This window comes from Massilia sp. AB1 (assembly GCF_018119385.1).
GTDB lineage: Bacteria > Pseudomonadota > Gammaproteobacteria > Burkholderiales > Burkholderiaceae_D > Telluria.
On sequence record NZ_JAGKSG010000028.1, the window covers coordinates 1 to 21,160 of the forward strand.

The following is a 21,160-nucleotide window of genomic DNA, read 5'->3' on the forward strand; positions in this document are numbered from 1 at the left end:
GGCAGCCGGACCGCAGGCGCGGCCCTGCGCAGGTGATGGCCGCGCGCCTCGCCCCGGACGGCAAGGCCTTCGGGCCGCCGCGCGCCGTCTCGGCACCTGGGGCCGGCTATCCGGCCCTGGCGATGGATGCGAAGGGGAAGCTGGTGGTGGCGTGGGAAGTGTTCCCGCAAGGCGGCGGGCGTCCCAGCGGCCTGGCGTTCGCGGTCTCGCGGGACGGCGGCGCCAGCTTCGGGGCGCCGCAGCCGGTTCCCGGCAGCGCGCCCGCGCAAGGCGGCAACGGCAGCTACCAGGGGCTGCTCGGCAAGAAGCTCGCCGTCGCGCCCGATGGCGGCCTCGCCTTCGTCAACAGCAACCTCGTCCCCGGCAAGGGCAGCCGCGTGTGGCTGGTGCGCGGGCGGCTGCCCTAGTTCGCCGCCGGCGGCGCGAGCGGCGTGGCGCGCACGGCGACGAATTCCCAGTCCGCTCCCTTGGGACGCACCAGGCCGAAGGTGAAGAATTCGCGCGCCACGCGCTTGCCGCCCGCCCCGTCGGGCACTTCGATGAAGACGGCGCTGTCGGTGGCGAACATGTCGCCGACCGGCTCGATGCGCTTGACCACGGTGCGGTGGGTCATCCCGGCCGGCAGCTTGCCGAAGGAGTTCGTAAAGTAGGCCAGGACTTCGTCGCGTCCCTTCAGGCGGATGCTGCTGCCGATGGTCGATGTCGCATCGCGTGCATACATCGCGGCCATGGCGGCGGCGTCGCGCCGGTTCCAGGTGGCGTCGGCCTTGTCCGCCAGCGCCTGCAGGGTCTGGGCAAGTTGCGGGGAAGGCGCGGCGCCGGGTTCGGCGTGGACAGGCAGGGCGGCGCACAGCAGGGCGGCGAGCAGCGGCAGCAGGGCAAAACGGCGTTTCATCAGATTTCCTTCACGTTGTATGAGGGGCCACAACCCGGCACTATCAGCACCGTCCCGTTGTGGTTAGAATGGCCACTCTACGGAACCGCCCTGGCCTGTTCCAAGCCGTGTTTCGCCAATCAACCGCAGCAATTCGTCAACGCCCCGGCATGTCATTCACGAATCGTGAACTGCATCTCCCTCCGCTGGCCGCGCAGCTGGCGACCGCGCTCGCCCTGGGGCTGTTCTTCGCCGCGCTGGGGCCCTTCGGCACCTATGCCGACCTGACGGTGGGTATGCGCTATGCCTACTGGGTCGGCCTGGTGCTGGTCGGCTACCTCAACATCCTGGTCGCCGCGCACGCCATCGCGGCCTTCGCGCCGCGCCTGGCGACACCGTGGTCGCTCGCCTGGATCACCCTCGCCTCGGCCCTGCCGACCTCCTTCGTGGTGGCCTGGGTCGAATCGCTGGTCCGGCTGTCGCATCCGGTCCCGCTGTCCGTGTTCCCGCGTGTCTATGGCAGCGTGGCCGTGATCCAGCTTGCGATGCTGCTGATCCTGACCCGCTTCCGGCCGCCGGCCGAGACGCTGCTCTTGAGGAAGCGCAGGCCGGAAGTGCAGGCTGCGCCTATCCTGGATACGCCGGCGCCGGCGCCGGCAAACGCGTTCGCCAAGAGGATTCCTGCCCACCTCGGCGGCGAGCTGCTCGCCCTGGGCGCGGAAGACCATTACCTGCGCGTGCTCACGCCGCTCGGTTCGGACCTGATCCTGATGCGCCTGTCGGATGCGCTGGGCGAGCTGGGGCCGGGCGCCGGCCTGCAGGTGCACCGCAGCTGGTGGGTGGCCCACAACGCGGTGCGCGCACTGCGGCGCGACGGCGCGCGCACGGTGCTGGTATTGTGCAATGGCCTTGAGGTGCCGGTCAGCCGCACCTATCTCGCGGCGGTACGGGCGGCCGGATGGCCGGCGCCCGGATCCACCCACCCCCATTCCGTCGAAAGGTCTGTATGAGCCACGTGCTGCGCCTGATGCTGGTCGTGTTCTGCTGCTTCGCCATGCACCCGGCCGCCCAGGCGCAGCAGGCGCGGGCGGAACCCGCGATGTCCCAGGCCGACCGCATCCGGCTCGCCGAAGCCTTCCGCCTCAAAGCCTGGATCGGCGAGCGCCTCTGGCCCGGCTGGAGCCGCACGCCCTTCCCCGTGCTGCTGGTCACGCAGGACTGGGAATTCCTGGTCGGCCACCCGGCCCCCGACAACAGCTTCCGCCGCCTCGGCCGCGACGAACTGCTCGGCCAGGAGGTGCTGGTGCGCAAGCGCGTCTTCCCGCCCAGCCTGATGGCGACCTTCCCGGCCGTCAGCGGCATGCCCACCGTCGTGATCGGGCAGGCCGAGAAAACCGAAAGGCCGCGCTCGACCGCCTGGGTAATCACCCTGCTGCACGAGCATTTCCACCAGTGGCAGTCCGGCGCGCCGGGCTACTTCGACAGCGTCGCCAACCTGGGCCTGTCGCGCGGCGACAAGACGGGGATGTGGATGCTCAACTACCCCTTCCCCTACGCCAAGCCGGCGGTGGCCGTCCAGTTCCGCAAGCTCTCGCTCTCCCTGGCGCGGGCGCTGGAGTCCAGCGAGGGCGGCCTTGAGACGGTCGCCGCCGCGCAGACCCGCCTGGCCACGCTGGTCAGCGCGGACGAATTCCGCTACCTCGACTTCCAGCTCTGGCAGGAAGGCGTGGCCCGCTATACGGAGCTGCGCGTGGCCGAGCTGGCCGCCTCGGACTACGAACCCGGCGCGCAGTTCGCCGCCCTGCCCGACTTCACGCCCTACGGCAAGCAGGCGGCCAGCCTGCGCGCCGGCATGCTGCGCGAACTGAAGGATGTGCAGCTGGCCAAGCGCCAGCGCGTGGCGGTCTATGGCATGGGCGCGGGACTGGCGATGCTGCTGGACCGCGAGCAGCCGGAGTGGCGCATGCGCTACCTGGAGAATCCGTTCACGCTCAGCAAACCGGTCGAGGCGGCGGCGCCCAGGCCGGTCGATACCGGGGGGAAGGATTAGGAGAGTTCAGCCAATGGGGATGGAGCGGGTGAAGGGAATCGAACCCTCGTCTTAAGCTTGGGAAGCTCCTGCTCTACCATTGAGCTACACCCGCGTTGCCTGCATTCTACGCGCGTTTGGCGGGATTTGCCAAACCTTCAAGCTTGGCCGGCCCGCCTGGATCAAGCGGGCCGGAGCGCAGCTCATTGCGGTTGTTCGACCGTATACCCCTTGGCCGCCAGCGCCGCGATGACGCCGTTCGGATCGATGATGTCCTTGATCTGCAGCAGGGCGAAGGTCGAGGCGTTCTGCGCCAGCGCCTTCTCGGCGTTGGCCAGCCACTTCTGGCGCATCAGGATGCGCATGTTCTTGAAGGCCGGGTCGGCGTCGAACGCGGCGCTGCTGAACACATTGTTGAAGCAAGCTTCCTCGCGCTCGGCGAAGTCCAGCTTGCGGATCTCGTCGATGTTACCCCTGGCCCAGGCGTTGGCGCGCGCGCTCGCTTCCGCGATGTCCGTCTCGAGCGCGGCCATCGTCGTCGACAGGCAGGCGACGTCGTTGAGCGAGGTCTTCTTGAAGTTCTTCAGCATGGTGCGCGCATTGTCCATCGGCAGGTCGACGGTGGAGGACGTGTAGGTGAGCTTGCCGTTCTTGACCAGCTCCTGCACGCGCTTGCGCACGGCGTCGTCGCCGACCAGGCCCGCCTGCTGGCGCGCGACGCGTATCAAGGCTTCGGCCGCGAAGATCGGACGCTCGCGCTCCGCATCCTCGTTGTCCGGCATGTACTTGGCCTTGAGTCCGGTCCAGCGTGCATATTGTTCCGGCGGCAGCAGGTCGCGCAAGCTGGCGCCGTCGGGGTTCTTGCGCACCCCGATCAGGTGGGGCAGCAAGGTAATGCCCTTGAAGAAGCCCGCTTCGGCCTTGGCGCCCATCGGCGCCAGGTATTCCTGCGAGCCGGCGATCGCGGCCTCGACCTCGTGCGCGCGCCATTCCATGTTCTTGGGCAGCGGCGCATAGGTGCCGAACACCCACAGCACGTGGTCGCCCTTGGACACCTTCCACATGCCTGGTCCGGGGCGCTGGGCCACGACATGGATCTGCTCCGGCGCGGCCTCGAGCGCGGGGGCGGGTTCCTGCGGCTGGCTGAAGGATGGCGCCGACCAAAGACACAGGCACAGCGCCGGAATAGCGAATTTGCTCATGAAGGACATCCTGTTGTTGTTAATGTTTGACCAAGCTTACCGCGTTTGCGGCGGTCACCATCAAGCAGTAACAGGATGTTGCAACTCCATTAGTTCAGCATAAGCGGCGCGCTGTCCTTCTCCAGGGCCGCCTGGCCATCCATGCGGAACTCGGCCACCAGGGCCACCAGGGTGGCCGACTGCTGCTGCAGGCTTTCGGCCGCCGCGGCGGCTTCCTCGACCAGGGCCGCGTTCTGCTGGGTCACGCCATCCATCTGGCCGATGGCCTGGTTGACCTGGCCGATGCCGGCGCTCTGCTCGGTGCTGGCGGCGCTGATCTCGGCCACGATGTCGCTGACGCGGCGCACGCTTGCCACCACGTCGTCCATGGTCTGGCCGGCTTCGGCCACCAGCGCGCTGCCGACGCCGACCTTGTCGACCGAGTCGCCGATCAGGGCCTTGATCTCCTTGGCCGCGGCCGCGCTGCGCTGGGCCAGGTTGCGCACCTCGGTCGCCACGACCGCGAAGCCGCGGCCCTGCTCGCCGGCACGCGCCGCTTCCACGGCCGCATTCAGCGCCAGGATATTGGTCTGGAAGGCGATGCCGTCGATGACGCTGATGATGTCCACCACCTTCTTCGAGGAGTCGCTGATCGAGCACATGGTCTCGACCACGCGCGCCACCACCTCGCCGCCGCGGGTGGCGGTGTCGGAGGCGGACAGCGCCAGCTGGTTGGCCTGATGGGCGTTGTCGGCGTTCTGGCGCACGGTGCTGGTCAGTTCCTCCATCGAGGCCGCGGTTTCTTCCAGCGCGCTGGCCTGCTGCTCGGTGCGGCCGGAGAGATCGCTGTTGCCCTGGCGGATTTCGCCGGCGGCGGTGGACACGCTCTCCGAGCTCACGCGCACGCGCCGCAGCACGTTCTCGATCTTGGCCACGAAGCCGTTGAAGCCGCTGGCGATCAGGGCCAGCTCGTCGTTGCCGCGCACGTCGAGGCGGGCGCTCAGGTTGGCGTTGCCGCTGGCCAAACCGGTCATGGTCTGGCCCAGCACGCGCAGCGGACGGGTCAGGGTGCGCAGCACCAGGATCATGACGAAGGTCGCGGCGATGGCGCAAGCCACCGACACCAGCAGGTTATAGCCGACCAGCTCGCGCGCCGAAGCGGTGGCGACGCTGCGTGGGAAGGACAGCGAGATCGCCCATGGTGCGATGTCGGGATGGATGCGCAGCGGATGCAGCAGGTGCATCACGTCCTGGTCGTCGAGGTACTGGTAAGGCGTGCCCTGGCGGACCGCATCCAGCGCCGCAGCAGGCAGGTCCTCGGCCTTCTTGCCGTTGCGTGCATGGTCCTTGTGGCTGGCGTACAAGCCGCCGTTCGAGACCAGGGCCAAGCTGCCGCCGTCGATCACCTTCATTTCGGCCAGCATGGCACCGAGCTTGGTGAGCATGAAGTCGCCGGTCACGGCGCCCTGGAATTTGCCGCCCACCATGATCGGCGCCACCAGCGACGCGATCAGCTCGTCCTTGCCATTGACCGGGTACACGTAGGGTTCCGAGAAGTACGTCTTGCCGGTCGACTTCGGGACATCGTACCAGGCGTTCATGGCCGCGTCGCTGCCGAACACGATCGGTTCGATATTGACCTTGCCGTCGGCGCCGCGCGAGAAATACGGCATGTAGCGGCCACTGTCGTCGTAGTGCGGCTTCTGGCCCGCGAACTCGGCGTCCTTGCCGTCCAGCGCGTTCGGTTCGAAGGTGGCCGAGCTGCCGACCAGGTCTTCGGCACGGCCGATGTGCCTCTGGATGATCTCGTTGATCTGCGCACGCGTCAGCGCATGCTGGGCGCCTCCCGTGGCTTCCAGCGCGCCGGCGATGGCGCCGAGATTGGACAGGTTCTGCGCCAGGCGGCCCTGCAGCATGGCGGTGGCTTCACGTGTGAGCGTGCGAGCGTGGGCAATCGCTTCGTCTTCCGCGCTCTGGCTACTCTTGACGCCGATGAAGCTCGAGGTGATGCCCAGGCTGAGCACCACCAGCGCAGTGGCGGTGGCGCAGATCCTGGCGCTCAGGGAAAGCGAAAAACGGCGCGCCGGGCGCGCCTGCATGGTCTGATTCATGGTAAGTCCGTTTTAGCTCAACCGAGCATCAAATGAGAAGGTTCCTTGGCCAGGCGTGCGGCGGCGGGCTGGCCCTGCAGCTTGAATTCGCCCACCAGCGACACCAGCAGGTCCGACTGCTGCTGCAGGCTTTCGGCCGCCGCTGCGGCTTCCTCGACCAGGGCCGCGTTCTGCTGGGTCACGCCATCCATCTGGCCGATCGCCTGGTTGACCTGGGCGATGCCGGCGCTCTGCTCGGTGCTGGCGGCGCTGATCTCGGCCACGATGTCGCTCACGCGGCGCACGCTGCCCACCACGTCGTCCATCGTCTTGCCGGCTTCGGCCACCAGCATGGAGCCGGTGTCGACCTTGTCGACCGAATTGCCGATCAGGGCCTTGATTTCCTTGGCCGCGCTGGCCGAGCGCTGGGCCAGGTTGCGCACTTCGGACGCCACGACCGCGAAGCCGCGGCCCTGCTCGCCCGCACGCGCCGCTTCAACCGCCGCATTCAGCGCCAGGATGTTGGTCTGGAAGGCGATGCCGTCGATGACGCTGATGATGTCCACCACCTTCTTGGACGATTCGCTGATCGAGGCCATGGTCTCGACCACGCGCGCCACCACCTCGCCGCCACGGGCGGCGGTCTCGGAGGCGGACAGCGCCAGCTGGTTGGCCTGCTGGGCGTTGTCGGCGTTCTGGCGCACGGTGCTGGTCAACTCTTCCATCGAGGCCGCGGTTTCTTCCAGCGCGCTGGCCTGTTCTTCGGTGCGCGACGACAGGTCGTTGTTGCCCTGGCTGATCTCGTGCGCGGCCATGGCCACGCTGTCGGAGCTGGTGCGCACGCGCGTCAGCACCGATTCGATCTTGGCCACGAAGCCGTTGAAGCCGGCCGCGATGGTCGCCAGTTCATCCTTGCCGCGCACCTCCAGGCGGGCGCCCAGGTCGGCGTTGCCGCTTGCCAGGCCGGTCATGGTCTTGCCCAGTACGCGCAGCGGCTGGGTCAGGCGGCGCAGCACCATGCACATGACGATGGCCGCGGCGACCGCGCACACCACCGACACCAGCAGCGCGAAGCCGGTCAGCTCGCGCGCCGAGGCGGTGGCCACGCTTTGCGGGAAGCTCAGCGAGATCGCCCATGGCGCGATGTCCGGATGGATGCGCAGCGGCTGCAGCAGGCGCACCATGCCCTTGTCGTCCACGTATTCGTAGGGCTTGCCGGCGCGGACCGCGTCGAGCGCGGCGGCCGGCAAGTCCTCGGCCTTTTTGCCGGCGCGGGCCAGGTCCTTGTGGCTGGCGTACATGCCGCCGTTCGTGACCAGCGCCAGCGAGCCCCCCTCCACCACCTTCATCTCGGCCAGGATGGCGCCGAGCTGGGTGACGTTGAAGTCGGCGCTCGCGGTGCCCTTGAACTGGCCGTCGACGAGGATCGGCACGACCATCGACGCCATCAGCACGTCCTTGCCGTTGACCGGATACGAATATGGCTCGGTGAAGAAGACGCGCTTGGTCGCCTTCGGCACGTCGTACCAGTCGTTGGCGCCGGGCGTGGTGGGGAAGATGATCGGCTCGACATTCACGCCGCCCGCGCCGTTGCGCGTGAAGTAAGGCATGTAGCGGCCGCTGTCGTCATACATGGGCTTCTGGCCGGCGAACTCCTGGTCCTTGCCGTCCAGCGCATTGGCCTCCATGGTCACGGCGGTGCCGAACAGATCCTCGGAGCTCAGCAGCGCGGCCTTGGTCATCTCGGCGACCTGGGTGCGCGCCAGCGGCTCGCCGGTGGCCAGGGTTGCGCGCATCGTCGCGCCCATGGTGGCGGGAATGGCCAGGTTGGCGCCGATCCGGCTCTGCAGCGCCGCTGCGGCTTCGCGGCTGGAGGTGCGCGCCAGGTCCATCGCCGACTGTTCGGCGCTGCGGCTGCTCTTGACGCCGATGAAGGCCGAAGTGATGCCCAGGCTGAGCACCACCAGCGCGGTGGCGGTGGCGCAGATCCTGGCGGTCAGGGAAAGCGACATGCGGCCGCCGCGCGTCTTCTTCGATTCGTTCATGATGGACGCTCCTCAGGTCAGAAGGTTTTGGCCACGCTCAGGGTGAAAGTGCTCTTGGCCGGATTCGCGATGGCCAGCTGGCCGTCGGCGCGCGGCACGCCGGTGGTGTAGCGGTCGTAGGCGTCGGTCTTGCCCCAGGCGCGGGTCCAGGCGGCGGCAACGGTCCAGCCGCCGTCGAAGCTGCGGGTCACGCCGGCCTTGGCGTCGCGCCAGTTCCAGTAGTCGTTACCCGCGCCGGCCACGCGGCCGTCGCCCGCATGCAGGTTCAGCACATAGCCGCCGCCCAGGTCGTGGTTCATGCCCACGTCCAGGTAGCCGGTGCCGCGCGCGTCGACGATGCCGAAGAAATCGCGGGTCATGGTGCGGTTGTACTTGGCGTAGAAGGACTTCCAGGTGACGCCGAGCGACAGTTCGCCGTAGTTGAATTTGGTATTGGTGGCGCTGATGGCGGCGCCCGGATACAGGTAGTAGTAGGCCATCACGCTGTAGCCGAGCGGGCCGGCGGTGCCGCTGTAGCCGCCGTACAGGTCCCATTCGGCCTTGCCGCCCTCGACGAAGCGGTCGCTGATGGTCGAGGCCCAGGTGCCGGCCGACCAGCCGTCCGGGCGCACGTAATCGACGCCGACTTGCAGGGCGGGACGGCCCCAGGTCTGGCGGACGCCGCGCGAGACGTATTGCGAGGCGACGGTCACGGTGGCGGTGACCGGCAGTGCGCTGTCGGTGCTTGCTGCCGCGGCGGCTGGAACCGTGGGAACGGCGTCGTCGGCGTGGACCGCCGGGATGGCGATCAGGGTCAAGGTCAAGGCCGGCAGCAGGCGGAGGAAGGGGGTATTCATCGTGGTCTCGTCAGGTCGTTGTACGGCATGTGGCGGCATGGTGCGGCCGTATGTACAGGCCATAGCACCTTGAATAATTAGTGCCGTACGGAAATTCTATGACCCTGACGAGAGTTTTCGAGAGAATTTAGACATAACGCTAACTACTTTTTGATGAGCTTGCGTCATTGGCGCAACAGCTGAGCAAAAGCGTTAATAGCCTGCAAATAAGGGCAGTTACAGCAGAACGGTCGTGCTTTCAAAGCAGAACGGTCGTGCTGTGGTTCCAGCGGGTTGTGGCAGAAGCGTGCTAAGGGGATTCCGGGACGTCAGGACGCTCCAATAATTCCTGGGCCAAGCGCAAGCCCTTGACCATGACGGAAAAGGCTTCCTGCTTGGATGCTTCGTCGGGCACGCGCAGCACGTAGGAGGGGTGGTAGATGGTGACGACCCAGCTGTCGCCATGGCGCACCGGCCGGCCCAGCTTGTCCCCGAGCGTGACCTTCCCCGACTGCATGACCGATTTGAGGGCGGTGGCGCCCATGGCCACGATGACCTTGGGTTTGCAGGCCGCCAGTTCCTTCTCCAGCCAGTAGTGGCAGGCCTCGATCTCGCGCTGCACCGGGGTCTTGTGCAGGCGGCGCTTGCCGCGCGGCTCCCACTTGAAATGCTTGACTGCATTGGTGAGGTAGACCGTCTGGCGGTCCAGCCCGGCCTGCTCGAACACCCGGTCGAGCAGCTTGCCGGCCGGTCCCACGAAGGGCGCGCCGGCCAGGTCTTCCTGGTCGCCCGGCTGTTCACCCACGATCATGATCTTGGCGCGCTTCGGACCTGCCCCGCCAACCGCTTGCGTCGCGTGCTGCCACAGCTCGCAGCGGCGGCATTCGTCCAGCTTGGACGGCTGCTGGCGCTCGGGCTGGGCGTCCTCGGGCGCGATCGGGATGGTGGCGCCGCTGCGCCGTCCCACCGCCTGCACCTGGCCGATGCGGCGCGCGCCCAGGCCGGCCTGGCTCACCAGGGAGGGCACCAGGGCGCCTTCGGGCAGGTTCTTCCAGAAGCGCGAGGGGATGTGGCTCTGCATGACCGAGGTATTCAGGCGCGCCGGATTGAAGATGCTGCGGTAGTAGGTGAGCCAGAGCGCTTCGCCGCTGTCGTCGAGGTCGGCGGCGCTGGACATCAGGGGGCCGCAGTTGTGCAGCGTGTGGCCGTCCCACAGCACGCTGGCGTCCGGGGTCGCGATCATCCAGCTCACCTTGCCCATGCGGCTGACGAAATGTTCGGCGACCTGGGGCAGCACGTCGTGGCGCGGTTCGAACCAGGCCACGAAACGCGGGGCGCCGGTCTCGATGGGACGCTCGCGGAATCGGATGTAGGCGTGCATGTCGTGCTCCTCGCGGCGCACCGCCTTGACCATGGCGTGCAGGCGCGCGCCGTCCGGGTCGGCGGGCGACTGCACGTCGTGCTCGCCCTGCTGCCAGCGCCACAGCACCCGGTAAAGGAAAGCCCAGCGCTCAGGCTCGCGATAGCAGGCGGCGGTCTGCAGCATCTCCAGCAGCGAGCGCGGCAAGTGCGGTGCCGGTTTCGGTTCCTGTAACTGGATAGCCGCATTATGCGGGGGCGTTCCGGGCGCTGGCGCACCCGAGAACAGATCGTCGCCCGGCGAGCCCCAGGTGACCGCTTCCGGCGGCACGCCCGCCCGCAGCAGTTCGCGCGCCGCCTCGCGCCATTCGGCGAAGCTCGCCACCTGCAGGGAGCGCCCCTGCAGTACCGCGTGGGTGGCGCTCGGATCGTTCATGCCGCCTGCAACTCCGGCCAGAGATTCATCTGCTGCGCCGGCTGGTGGTCGGCCAGGTGACGCCGCAGGATGCTGGACTCCGCCGCCCCTTGCGCCGGCTTGTAGTCGGCCGTGACGACAAAAGGCGCCAGCTTCTTGAGGCTGCAGCGCAGGCGCGACAGGTCTTCCCAGCGGATGCGGCGCAGGCGGCGCAGGTCGACCAGGCGCTTGGCGTTGCGCAAGCCGATGCCGGGCACGCGCGCGATCATGCTGGCGTCGGCGCGGTTCAGGTCCATCGGGAAATGCTCGCGGTTGGACAGCGCCCAGGCCAGCTTGGGATCGATGTCGAGGGCCAGGTTGCCGCTGGCCGGCATCAGTTCGCCGGCGGTGAAGCCGTAGCCGCGCAGCAGGAAGTCGGCCTGGTAGAGGCGGTGCTCGCGCAGCAGCGGCGGCGGCGCGGCCGGCACGCTTTTCGGGCTTTGCGGGATGGGGCTGAAGGCCGAGTAATAGACCCGCTTGAGCTTGTAGCTGCCGTAGAGCGTTTGCGCCGTGTTGAGGATGGTGTGGTCGTCGCTGGCGTCGGCGCCCACGATCATTTGCGTGCTCTGGCCGGCCGGAGCGAAGTTCGGCGCCTTCGGTTCCTCGGCCTTTTCGTCGAGCTTGCGGCGGATCGAGCCCATCGCCAGCTTGATCGTGTGCACGTTCTTTTCCGGCGCCAGGCGGGTCACGCTGTCGTGGGTGGGCAGCTCGATGTTCACCGACAGGCGGTCGGCCCAGCGGCCCGCTTCCTCGATCAGGGCGGGGTCGGCGTCGGGAATGGTCTTGAGGTGAATGTAGCCGCGGAACTGGTGCACCTCGCGCAGCTGGCGCGCGACGGCGACCAGCTGTTCCATCGTGTAGTCGGCCGAGCGGATGATGCCCGAGCTCAGGAACAGGCCGTCGATATAGTTACGCAGGTAAAAATCCTGGGTCAGCTTGACCACTTCCTCGACTGCGAAACGAGCGCGCGGCACGTTGGAGCTGCGGCGGTTGATGCAGTACTGGCAGTCGTAGATGCAGAAGTTCGTCAGCAGGATCTTGAGCAGGGAGACGCAGCGGCCGTCGGGCGTGTAGCTGTGGCAAATGCCCATGCCGGTGGTGGCGCCCAGGCCGTCCTTGCCTTCCGAGCCGCGCTTGGGCGCGCCGCTGCTGGCGCAGGAAGCGTCGTATTTGGCGGCGTCGGCCAGGATTTCGAGCTTGTCGGTGAGTTCCATCGCGCTGGCTTGACTGTATGGGCATACAGTATAACGCGGTGGGGGTGGTGTTCGGCTGGGGTGGGGGGGGTTTTAGTGGTTCAAATGCGGGACATCAAAGGGGTTGCGTGGGCGCATGCAAACCACCAAGGTATCAAACCAAGCGCTGCGCCTGCGCCAGCAACTGCGGCTCCATGCGCCCCGCAATCTTCTTGAGGTAACTCGCCGCCAGCGCCACGCCCGCGCTCCCCGCCCGGTGCAGCCAGGCATACGCCTCCACCAGGTCGCGTTGCGCCCCCTGCCCCGCCGCGTACATCACGCCCAGGTTGTACTGCGCGCGCGCATGCCCCTGGCGCGCCGCGCACAGGTACCAGAAATGCGCCGCCTCGTAGTCGCGCTCCACGCCCTTGCCGCAGTCGTAGTGCAGCCCCAGCTCGAACTGGGCCAGCGAATGCCCCTGGTCGGCCGCCTTGTGGAACCAGTCGGCCGCCTCGCGCGGATCGCTGTCCTCCATCCGGTCGAGCAGGGCGCCGACCATGTACTGCGCCGGCGCGTAATCCTGCGCGGCGGCGCGCCGGTACCAGGCCAGCGCCTGCGCGCTGTCCTGCGGCACGCCGACCCCGCCCTCGTAGCGCAGGCCGAGGTCGAACTGGGCGCGCAAATGGCCTTGCTCGGCCGCCTTGCGGTACCACGCGGCCGCCTGCTCCACGTCCTGCGCAATGCCGTTGCCGCTGTCGTACAGCTGTCCAAGGTGATACTGGGCCGAAGGCAGGCCCTGCTCCGCCGCCTGGCGGTACCAGTGCAGCGCCTGGGCCGGATCGCGCTCCACGCCCTGGCCGTGCTCGTAGCGCATGCCGAGGTTGTCCTGGGCGCCCGCATGGCCCTGCTCGGCCGCGCGCAGATACCAGCCCAGGGCCAGCTGCTCGTTGCGCGGCACGCCGTGGCCGCTGTCGTAGATCAGGGCCAGGTTGAACTGCGAACTGGCGTGGCCCTGCTCGCCCGCGCGGCCGTACCACAGGATCGCTTGCTCGCTGTCCTGCGGCAGGTCCTGGCCCTTGTCGTAGCGCAGGCCGAGGTTGAACTGGGCCGGCGCGTAGCCCTGGTCGGCAGCCTTGCGCAGCCAGTCCAGCGCCGCGAAGGTGTCGCGCGGCATGCCCTGGCCGGTATCCGCGCGCAGCGCCAGGCTGAACTGCGAGCGCGCATAGCCTTGTTCGGCGGCGCGCCGGTACCAGTCGAGGGCGGCGTCCAGGTCTTGCGGCACGCCCTTGCCGGTCTCGTACATCATGCCCAGGTTGTGCTGCGCGCCCGGCTCGCCCTGCTCGGCGGCCTGGCTGAACCAGTGCAGCGCCTGCTGCACGTCGTTCGGCACGCCCTGCCCTTTCGCATACAGCCAGCCCAGGTTGTACTGCGCCGGCGCATAGCCCTGCTCGGCCGCACGGCGGTACCAGTAGGCGGCCTGGCCGAAGTCGTGCTCCACGCCCTGGCCCTTCTGGTACATCACGCCGAGGTTGTACTGGGCCTGCTCCAGGCCCGCGGACGCCGCCATGCGGTACCAGGCCACCGCCAGCTCGTAGTTGCGCGGCACGCCCTGGCCGTTGACGTACATGAAGCCCAGCGTGTGCTGGGCCTGGGTCACGCCGCGCTCGGCCAAGCCCTTCACGCGCAGGAATTCGGCCGTATGGCGCTCCTGCGCGTCGCTGGGATGACTGGGACTATCGAGCATGGCTGCTTACGCCTGGACAGCGCGCAAATTCGGAGCGGACTGCGCACGCAGCGCGCCGATGAAGTCCTGCAGCGGAATCGGACGGTAGTAGAGGTAGCCCTGCATGGTGAGGCAGCCGTTGGAGCGCAGGTAGCGCGCCTGTTCCTCGGTTTCCACGCCTTCGGCGATCAGGTTCAGGCCCAGGCCGCGCGCGATCGAGATGATCGCCAGGATGACCGGGTAGTGCCCGTTCTCCTCGTGGATCTCCTTCACGAAGGACTGGTCGATCTTGACGGTGTGGATCGGGAAGCGGTGCAGGTAGGACAGCGACGAATAGCCGGTACCGAAGTCGTCGATCGCGACCGACACGCCCAGCTGGCACAGCTTGTTGAGCTGCTCGATCGCGTATTGCGGGTTACGGATGCAGATGTTCTCGGTGATCTCGACTTCGATCTGGCCCGGGGCGATCCCGTAGCGCACCAGGGCGCCGCGCATCTTCTCGAAGAAGTCGCCGCGGTCCAGGTATTGCGGGGACAGGTTGAGCGACAGGCGCACGTTGCCGCCGCCGACCGCCTTCCACTGCAGCATGTCGCGGCACAGGGCGCCGATCATCCAGTCCGAGATCGGCAGCATCAGGCCGTTCTCTTCGGCGAAAGGCAGGAACTCGCCGGCCGACAGCAGGCCGCGGGTCGGGTGGTTCCAGCGCATCAGCGCCTCGGCGCCGACGATGCGGGAGGTGATGGCGTCGATCTGCGGCTGGTAGTACATCTCCAGCTCGTCCTGCTCCAGCGCGCGGCGCAGCGCCTGCTCCAGCGCGATCTTCTGGTGCGACACGTCCAGCATCGAGGTGTGGTAGAAGCTGTGGCCGTTCTTGCCCAGCGCCTTGACCTGGTACATCGCGATGTCGGCGTGGCGCAGCAGCTCGTCGATCGATTCGCCGTCGCTCGGGTAGATCGCGATGCCGATCGAGGCCGAGATGTGCACTTCGTGGCCGTCCAGGTCGAAGGGCTCCTGCAGGGTTTCCAGGAACTTGTCGGCGATGACGCGGGCGTCGTCCCGGTCGCGCAGTTCCGGCAGCACGATGGTGAATTCGTCGCCGCCCTGGCGCGCCAGGGTGTCGCCCTTGCGCAGGCAGCCCTTGAGGCGGCGCGCGGCCTGCTGCAGCAGCTCGTCGCCCTTGACGTGGCCGAGGGTGTCGTTGACCAGCTTGAAGCGGTCCAGGTCGATGAACATCACCGCGAGCTCGGTCTGCTTGCGCTTGGCCTGGATCACGGCCAGGCCGAGGCGGTCCTTGAACAGGATGCGGTTCGGCAGGTCGGTCAGGATGTCGTGGTAGGCCTGGTAGGAGATGACCTCTTCCGCGCGCTTGCGGTCGGTGATGTCGCGCGCCACGCCGTAGGTGCCGAAGAACTCGAGCTTCTTCACTTCCTGGTCGGGCACGTGCATGCCGATCGCGTTGAGCGAGATCGTCATCAGCGTGTTGTTGAAGGTGCGGTCGTGGCCATTGCCGCCGCGGCACTTCAGGCGCAGCTCGACGTTGCGCGAGGCGCGCTCGTCGACGCGGCGCTCGTTGAACACGTAGCGCGCGCGCTCCAGGTCTTCCTCGTGCACCAGGATCGAATAGTGCTGGCCGAGCAGCTCTTCGCGGGTGTAGCCGAGCAGCTGGTAGGCGCGGTCGTTGACGAAGGTGAAGCGGCCTTCGTGGTTGAGCGTGTAGATGATGTCCGGCGACGAATCGACCAGGTAGCGGTACATCTTCTCGGAATTCTCGAGCTGGGTCGCGATGCGCTCGTTGTCGGCCGCCAGGCGGCGCTGCTGCAGCGCGTTGGCGACCGTGGTCAGGAGCTCTTCGCGGCTGTAGGGCTTGCGCAGGTAGTCGTAGGCGCCGCGCTTGAGGGCGCCGATCGCCGCGTCGATGCCGACTTCGCCGCTCATCACGATCACGTGGGCGTCGATGCCCTTCTCGTTGATGAAGTCCATGATGTCATGGCCGCCGATATCGGGCAGGCGCAGGTCGAGCAGGACCAGGTCGAAGCGCTGGCGCGACAGCTGAGCCAGCGCTTCGCTGCCCGAGGACGCCGTCACCAGGCGGTAGCCGCGTCCCTGCAGCAGCTCGTACAGGGAGGACAGCAGGCGCGGTTCGTCGTCGACCAGCAGCAGGCGGGGCAAGCTGTCGGTCTCCAGGGTATCCGAAATTGGAGCGGGTTCGCCGGAATGCATGGTGGCGGGTCTCGAGTTCATGTTGGGATAATGGGGACGAACTAGGCGGAACCGAGCGCGCGCGCCGGCAGGGCGACCGCCGTGCCGGCGCCGGACCACGCCGGCAGGAGGATTTCAAAAGCGGTGCCGGTGCGGCCGCTGCGGCAGGCGATGTGTCCGCCCAGCTTCTTGACCAGGCTGTGCACGATCGACAGGCCCAGGCCATGGTGGGCGCCGTCCTTGGTGCTCTTCACCGGCGAGAACAGATTGGCCAGCACCTCGCGCGACAGGCCGGGGCCGTTGTCGCTGACCACCAGCTCCAGGTAGAGCTGGCGCTCGCGGTTCACGTGGCCGCGGTTCAGGATCTCGATGCGCCCGCCGGCGCCGCTCAGGGCTTCGACGGCGTTCTTGACCAGGTTGACCAGGATCTGCTTAAGAACATCGGCATCGCCTTCGATGCGCTTGGCGTCGTCGTGCATGTGGGCGTTGATCTCGACCGTGGCCGGCACGAAGCCGCTGGAGCGGAACAGGCGCAGCACGTCGTCGACCACCTTGCTCACGTCGGTCGGACGCGGGCCGGCGTCGAGCGGCTTGAGCTCGGCCAGGCTGCCGACCAATTGACCGACGCGGTCGATCTCTTCGTTCAGGATCGACAGTTCGCCGCCCACCGGTTCCTGGCGCGCCAGCTTGCTGTCCAGGACACTCAGGTAGTTCTTGATGATCGACAGCGGATTGTTCACCTCGTGCACCACGCGGCGCGAGGCTTCGCGGTATTCCTCGGCCACGCTGGCCAGCTGGCGGCGCGCATGGCCGCGTTCGGACATCAGGTTTTCGAGCGCGGTCGCGGCTTGCGCGCCGAAGGCTTGCATGAAGCGTTCGCGGCGCTGGCACAGCGGCAGCTGCCAGGCGCTGACGCCGCCGATCAGGATGCCCAGGCAGCGCGCGCCCGCCACCAGCGGCACGCACACCAAGCTGTCGGTGCCGAGCATGCGCAGCAGCTGTTCCTCGGCCATGCCGATCGGCTGGCGCTCGCGCTGCACGAAAGCGGGACGGCGCTCGAGGGCGCTCTTGGCCACCGGGCCGCCCTTGGCGAGCGGCACGGCGAATTCGGCGATGCGCTGGCTGCCCGCGGTCGGCGCGCCCACCAGGGCGTGGCCGGTAGGGTTCTCCAGCAGCACCACGGCGTTCTCGAAATCGAAGAGGATGCGGGCGGTGCGCGTCATCGCTTCCAGCAGGCCGGATTCGCCCTGCTGGCGCGCCAGGGTCTGGCCGACTTCCGACACCAGCACCATGTTGCGCACTTCCTCGGACAGGCGCTGCTGCACCGGATCGACCGGGGGCGGCGCGAAGGCCGGCGGCGCCGGAATGTCGTCGGCGCCGGCCAGGTCGATGCCCAGGTGGACGGCGGCCTTGTCGACCTGGCGCGCAGCCCCTTCCAGCATCTGCAAGGCCTGGCTTGGCTCCAGGTTGCACAGCGCCGCGGCTTCGACCAGGGCGGCGTGGTCGTCGGCGTGGCTGGCCAGCACATGGGCCAGGCGCACGGCGCGGATCAGGGGGTGGGCCGATTCCAGGCGGTCGCTCGGCTCGTGGTGGTAGAGCACCGCGTCGGCCAGGAAGGAATCGAGCTGCCAGCGTTCGATCAGCCAGGCGCCGGCTTCGGCGTGGGTAATCTGCAGGGTGCGCTGCTCGACCGCGCACAGGTCTTCGTCGTCACGCGCGGTGAAGTTGAAACCGTATTCCTTGGGCGCGGTGGCCAGCAGGGCCAGGCGGCCGACGTTGTGCAGCAGGCCGGCCAGGTAGGCTTCCTCGTGGTGCGGGTAGTCGATCGCCCGCGCGGCGTCGCGCGCCAGCACGGCGGCGGTCAGGGAATTCTTCCAGAACGCGCGCAGGTCGATGCTGCCCGAGTGCGGGAAGCTGTTGAAGGTCTGGAAAACGGAGTCGCTGATGACCAGGGTCTTGATCATGTCCGTGCCGAGCGAGACCAGCGACTGCTCGAGGTTCACGGTGCGGCCGTTGCGGTGGTAGGCCGAGCTGTTGGCGACGGCCAGCAGCTTGCCGGTCATGCCGGCATCCTTCGAAATAAGGGCGGCGAGCTCCGGCATCCCCAGGTCATCCGCCTGGAGGTGCTCGATCAGCTTGACGAGGATCTGCGGCATCGCCGGCAGACGGGCAATCAGCAAACGATTGCGGATATCCTGGTCTGATTGGTGCATGTTGTCAAACACGGCCGCCACTTGTCGAAGGTTGGAAAGTGGCTGCCCGAACATCGCTCAAAGCGGGTTGCCACAAGATCTAGCTTTTTCATCCATCGAACAGGCGGGGTTGTGGCCCGTTATTCTGGATGCAAGAAACTTATCTTAGCATATATACATTTCTGATCAGGAACAATAGTTTCGGGAAAAACTGTTGCCGATTGGTCGCCATGATAGTAACAGAGCAACACAAATTGTTCACAGTCTTGAAATATTATTACGATTCGTATGCATATATAAAATATTGTTTCACTTGCAATCTAAAAGTGTTGCGGAAATGAAAAAGGCCGGGAGAACCCGGCCTTCTGCATTTTTTGTTCGGCTCGCTGGTCAGATTTCGCCGCGCAGCCGCCGTCGACGGTAACGCCGCGCCGTCACCCAGAAGGCGAGCGAGAGCAGCGCGAAGCCGGCCTGTCCCAGGGCCAGGGCCAGCACCGAGTGCGACAGCAGGGGCGACACCACGCCCGCCACGATGGCGCCCAGCAGGGTCGACACGAAGGACTGGCAAGAGGCCACGGTGCCGCGGATATGCGGGAACAAGTCGAGGGCCAGCAAGGTGGCGCCGGGCGCGATGATCGAGCTGCCGAAGGTGAAGAAGAACATCGGCGCCACGGTCCACGGCAGCGAAGGCGGCAGGAAGGCGTGGTAAGTCACGTTGAACACGACCGCGCCCAGCATGAAGAAGAAGCCCATGCGGATCTGGCGCGCGAAGTCCATCTTGCCCGCCAGGCGGTTGGCGGCCAGCGCACCCAGGAAGATGCCGCTCACGGTCGGCACGAACAGCCAGGCGAACTGCGACGGCCCCAGGCCCAGGTGCTCGGGCAGCAGCACCGGCGCGGCCGAGATGTACAGGAACAGGCCGGCGAAGTTCAGCGCCGTCACGCCCGCCTTCATGTGGAACAGGAAGGACGAGAAGATCGCGCCATAGCTCTCGGCCAGGAAGCGCGGATTGAAGGGCTGGCGCTTCTCCATCGGCATCGTCTCCGGGAGATGCTTCCAGCAGAACCAGCCCAGCACGATGGTATAGGCGCACAGCGCCAGGAAGATCGCACGCCAGTCGAAGAACAGCACGATCCAGCCGCCCAGCACGGGCGCGATGGCCGGTGCGATCGAGAAGATCATGGTCACCATCGACAGCAGGCGCGCCGCGGCGGCGTCGGAATACAGGTCGCGGATGATGGCCCGCCCGACCACCACGCCCGCCCCTGCCGACACGCCCTGCATGATGCGGAACACCCACAGGTAATGCACGGAAGACGCGGAGGCGCAGCCGAAGGTGCCGATGGCGAACACCACCAGCGCCACCAGGATCACGTTGCGGCGCCCGAAGGCGTCGGCCAGCGCGCCATGCCACAGCACCATGCCGGCAAAGGCCAGCATGTAGGCGGTCAGGGTTTGCTGGACCTCGATGGAGGTGGCATTGAGTTCTGCGCGGATCTGCGGGAAGGCCGGCAGGTAGGCGTCGATCGAAAACGGCCCCAGCATCGACAGGGCCGCCAGCAGGGTTGCGAGGCCGCCCGCCGACAGCATCGCGATCTTGTGGGGTTTAGGCAGGGGAACCGGTGTGACGGGGTCCTTGGGAAGATCGGATGGCTCGGTGGGCGGCAGCATGTGTTGTCAGTCCTGCTTTGGTTTGGCTTCCTCGCGTCGATTGAAGCCGGCGACCATGTCGAAGCGGAACAATCGGCACTCGAGCGCGCCGTTGAAGAATGGTGTCTTGCGCGATTCTTTCAGGCGCAGCATCTTGGGCAGGCCCAGGTCGGCGGTGAACAGGAAGGCGGTCCAGCCGGCGAAGCGCTGCTTGAGCGTGGTGCCCAGGGCCGAGTAGAAGGCGACCGCCATCTCGTCCTGCGGCATGGTGGAGTCGCCGCGCACGCCGATACGCTCGCCGTAGGGCGGGTTGGTCAGCAGGATGCCCGGCTGGCTGGTGGGCGGCGATACATGCTGGGCTTCGATCTGCTTGAGCGGCACCTCGAACAGGATGCCGGCCACCTTCAGGTTATGGCGCGCCATGGCGACCATGTCGCCCGAGATGTCGGAGCCGAAGATGGTCGGCTCGCTCGGGAGCGGATTGGCCTTGATCGCGGCCTTCATGTCCTGCCAGGCCTGGCGGTTGAAATCGCGGAATTGTTCGAAGGCGAAGCGGCGGCGCGCGCCGGGCGGAATCCCCTGCAGCATCTGGGCCGCTTCGACGAGGATGGTGCCGGAGCCGCACATCGGGTCGAACAGCGGCACGCCCGGCTTCCAGCCGGCCACGCGCAGCATGCCCGCGGCCAGGTTCTCGCGCAGCGGCGCGTCGCCCGTCTCTTCGCGCCAGCCGCGCTTGAACAGCGCTTCGCCCGAGGTGTCGAGGTAGATGATGAAGTTGCGCTGGTCGAGGAAGCCGACGATGCGCATGTCCGGCTCGCGGGTGTTGACCGAGGGGCGCTTGTTGAACTGGTCGCGGAAGCGGTCGCAGACGGCGTCCTTGATCTTCAGGGTGGTGAACTCCAGGCTCTTCAGCGGGGACTTCACGGCGGTGACGTCGACGCGGATGGTGTGCTCGGTGCCGAACCAGTCTTCCCAGGGCTGCTCGAGAACCAGGTCGTAGATGTCGTTTTCGTTGTTGTAGCTGCGCTGGCCCATGCGCATCAGCACCCGGGAAGCGATGCGGGAGTGCAGGTTGACCAGATAGGCATCAAGCAGGGAGCCGGAGCAGTGCACGCCGCCGGGGACCTGGTTGTGCACCTTCAGGGTGGTGCTGAGCTGGGCGATTTCGCCGAGTTCTTCGGCTAGCGCCGCTTCCATGCCGCGCGGGCATGGGCAAAAGTATGAGGCCATGAGGGGTACCCTTTGTCCGTTGAGAAACTATTGAGATAACGCGTCAGCAGCTCCTGCCGATGACGCTACAACTTCTTATTTACCGCTAACCGTAAAACCGTCATCCCGGCCTTCGCCGGGATGACGGTTTTACGGTTAGCGGTACTG

15 protein-coding genes and 1 tRNA gene are annotated in these 21,160 nt (G+C 67.1%); 3 read left to right on the forward strand and 13 right to left on the reverse strand.

What is annotated here, in order from left to right:
* A partial coding sequence (locus J8847_RS16050; RefSeq protein WP_211525720.1) for a hypothetical protein occupies positions 1 to 407 on the forward strand: 407 nt, incomplete at its 5' end.
* Here the strand turns inward: J8847_RS16050 and J8847_RS16055 are convergent.
* Positions 404 to 895 carry an SgcJ/EcaC family oxidoreductase gene (locus J8847_RS16055; RefSeq protein ID WP_211525721.1) on the reverse strand — a complete coding sequence of 164 codons (492 nt, stop codon included), beginning with the start codon at positions 893 to 895 and terminating at the stop codon, positions 404 to 406. The genes J8847_RS16050 and J8847_RS16055 overlap by 4 nt on opposite strands.
* Before the next feature lie 149 nt (positions 896 to 1,044).
* On the opposite strand from J8847_RS16055, the gene J8847_RS16060 reads away from it, so the two are divergent.
* Positions 1,045 to 1,884 carry a LytTR family DNA-binding domain-containing protein gene (locus J8847_RS16060; protein ID WP_211525722.1) on the forward strand — a complete coding sequence of 280 codons (840 nt, stop codon included), beginning with the start codon at positions 1,045 to 1,047 and terminating at the stop codon, positions 1,882 to 1,884.
* Positions 1,881 to 2,924, forward strand: coding sequence for a hypothetical protein (locus J8847_RS16065; RefSeq protein ID WP_211525723.1), 1,044 nt, complete (start codon positions 1,881 to 1,883; stop codon positions 2,922 to 2,924). Before J8847_RS16060 ends, J8847_RS16065 begins: the two co-directional genes overlap by 4 nt.
* Before the next feature lie 20 nt (positions 2,925 to 2,944).
* Here the strand turns inward: J8847_RS16065 and J8847_RS16070 are convergent.
* The 12 genes from J8847_RS16070 to J8847_RS16125 all read right to left on the reverse strand — a co-directional run bounded on the left by J8847_RS16070 (position 2,945) and on the right by J8847_RS16125 (position 21,013).
* Positions 2,945 to 3,018 (reverse strand) — tRNA-Gly (locus J8847_RS16070).
* 88 nt (positions 3,019 to 3,106) lie between these two features.
* The gene (locus J8847_RS16075; protein ID WP_211525724.1) at positions 3,107 to 4,105 is read right to left on the reverse strand and encodes a TraB/GumN family protein; all 999 of its coding nucleotides are present in this window, start codon (positions 4,103 to 4,105) and stop codon (positions 3,107 to 3,109) included.
* A gap of 89 nt (positions 4,106 to 4,194) precedes the next feature.
* Positions 4,195 to 6,195, reverse strand: coding sequence for a methyl-accepting chemotaxis protein (locus J8847_RS16080; protein WP_229512899.1), 2,001 nt, complete (start codon positions 6,193 to 6,195; stop codon positions 4,195 to 4,197).
* A gap of 17 nt (positions 6,196 to 6,212) precedes the next feature.
* On the reverse strand, positions 6,213 to 8,219 hold the full coding sequence (locus tag J8847_RS16085; RefSeq protein WP_229512901.1) for a methyl-accepting chemotaxis protein: 2,007 nt from the start codon (positions 8,217 to 8,219) through the stop codon (positions 6,213 to 6,215).
* Positions 8,220 to 8,236: 17 nt separating this feature from the next.
* A complete protein-coding gene (locus J8847_RS16090; RefSeq protein ID WP_211525725.1) occupies positions 8,237 to 9,055 on the reverse strand; it encodes a TorF family putative porin in 819 nt (272 codons plus the stop codon).
* Positions 9,056 to 9,344: 289 nt separating this feature from the next.
* A complete protein-coding gene (locus J8847_RS16095) occupies positions 9,345 to 10,829 on the reverse strand; it encodes a UdgX family uracil-DNA binding protein (protein ID WP_211525726.1) in 1,485 nt (494 codons plus the stop codon).
* Positions 10,826 to 12,061 (reverse strand): putative DNA modification/repair radical SAM protein, encoded by a 1,236-nt coding sequence (locus J8847_RS16100; RefSeq protein WP_211525727.1) that lies wholly within the window; start codon positions 12,059 to 12,061, stop codon positions 10,826 to 10,828. Before J8847_RS16100 ends, J8847_RS16095 begins: the two co-directional genes overlap by 4 nt.
* A 133-nt stretch (positions 12,062 to 12,194) precedes the next feature.
* Positions 12,195 to 13,763 carry a tetratricopeptide repeat protein gene (locus J8847_RS16105; protein WP_211525728.1) on the reverse strand — a complete coding sequence of 523 codons (1,569 nt, stop codon included), beginning with the start codon at positions 13,761 to 13,763 and terminating at the stop codon, positions 12,195 to 12,197.
* Positions 13,764 to 13,769: 6 nt separating this feature from the next.
* Positions 13,770 to 15,962 carry a putative bifunctional diguanylate cyclase/phosphodiesterase gene (locus J8847_RS16110; RefSeq protein WP_373888738.1) on the reverse strand — a complete coding sequence of 731 codons (2,193 nt, stop codon included), beginning with the start codon at positions 15,960 to 15,962 and terminating at the stop codon, positions 13,770 to 13,772.
* A gap of 41 nt (positions 15,963 to 16,003) precedes the next feature.
* On the reverse strand, positions 16,004 to 18,154 hold the full coding sequence (locus J8847_RS16115; RefSeq protein WP_211525730.1) for an HDOD domain-containing protein: 2,151 nt from the start codon (positions 18,152 to 18,154) through the stop codon (positions 16,004 to 16,006).
* Positions 18,155 to 18,523: 369 nt separating this feature from the next.
* Positions 18,524 to 19,804, reverse strand: a complete 1,281-nt coding sequence (locus tag J8847_RS16120) for a multidrug effflux MFS transporter (RefSeq protein WP_211525731.1) — start codon at positions 19,802 to 19,804, stop codon at positions 18,524 to 18,526.
* Positions 19,805 to 19,810: 6 nt separating this feature from the next.
* Positions 19,811 to 21,013: a class I SAM-dependent RNA methyltransferase gene (locus tag J8847_RS16125; protein ID WP_373888734.1), complete on the reverse strand. Its 1,203-nt coding sequence runs from the start codon at positions 21,011 to 21,013 to the stop codon at positions 19,811 to 19,813.
* Between the last annotated feature and the right edge of the window lie 147 nt (positions 21,014 to 21,160).